Origin of the sequence: Streptomyces sp. NPDC005574, assembly GCF_040605435.1 — a bacterium.
GTDB lineage: Bacteria > Actinomycetota > Actinomycetes > Streptomycetales > Streptomycetaceae > Streptomyces.
On the sequence record NZ_JBEXCW010000358.1, the window covers coordinates 1 to 1078 of the forward strand.

General features: G+C 54.2%; 1 protein-coding gene. It reads left to right on the plus strand.

What is annotated here, in order from left to right; genetic code table 11:
- Positions 1 to 407: 407 nt before the first annotated feature.
- On the plus strand, positions 408 to 944 hold the full coding sequence (locus ABZT03_RS44730; protein WP_356050107.1) for a PaaI family thioesterase: 537 nt from the start codon (positions 408 to 410) through the stop codon (positions 942 to 944).
- The last annotated feature ends 134 nt before the right edge of the window (positions 945 to 1078 follow it).

Here is a 1078-nt window from a genome sequence, read left to right on the forward strand (position 1 = left end):
ACGCGACGGCCCCATCCCCAACCATCAGGGACAAAAGGGGCGAACCGACCAACCGGTCAGCAGCTCACAACCCCTGACGAATCGAGGCCGAACCGAGTGATCAAGTTCGACCCGCCATTCGACGACGGACGTTAAAGATCAAGCTAAGGGTTGTCCCATAACTGCTGGTCACGGTATCCGATGGAACGCACGGGCTATGGAACATAGTGCAGGCTCGGGCACCCGCCGAACGAGGCAGTGCCCGTCTGGAGGCCCGGGGATCCTCGTAGGGTCAGTGCAGCCTGAATCGAATGACGTCAATTGCCGCAGCCATCAGGACAAGGAATGATAAATTGCCAGTGAGGCAAGTTTTTGATTGAGTAGTAGCTGCCTATGCATGCTACCGCATGAGATGCTTCTCTAGGAGCTTGAAAAATGGTTCTTATAGTCGCCTGGTCAACAGCGCCGCAGCAGAAAGTGCAGGCATGATAGCCCGTAAATACGGAGACGATAAAAAATCGCGAGAGCTGGCTTCAATTGAGCTGCTTCCGTCGCTTAGCTCAGCTGAAGCGGAGGTTATCTTGACGTCCAAAATGCCGAGCTGGGTGCTGGATCTGGGGCTACTCGTCGAGAAGTGCAGTGAACATAAGGTGATTCTGCGTTTGCCGTGGTCAAATCGTCTTGCCCGGGAAGGTGAGATCATCTCTGGAGCAGTGATGATGACTGCTGCTGATACGGCAGCGGTTGTTGCAATATCAGCGGCATGCAAAGGATATATTCCCATGGCTACCATCCAGCAGTCCACCAGTTTCAAGCGTCCTGTAGGAGGGGAAGATCTTCTGGTAGAAGCTGTGGTGGGAAAATTGGGTCATCGAATAGCATTCGTCGACATTGTCTTGATTTCTTCAGAGGCTAGCAAAATAGCAGCCACTGTTTCATCCGTATTTTCTCTCAGAGGGCGTTAAGTCCGTTTCTGGTAGTGGCCGCGTCCGGGTTGTTCGAGGGGTGTTGATGCCCCTATGGATGTCAAGGTCCGGTTGGGGCGGGGGTCGCCGGTCCGCTGGGCTTCGTGGTGGGGATGAGGAGTCGGTAGATCTCT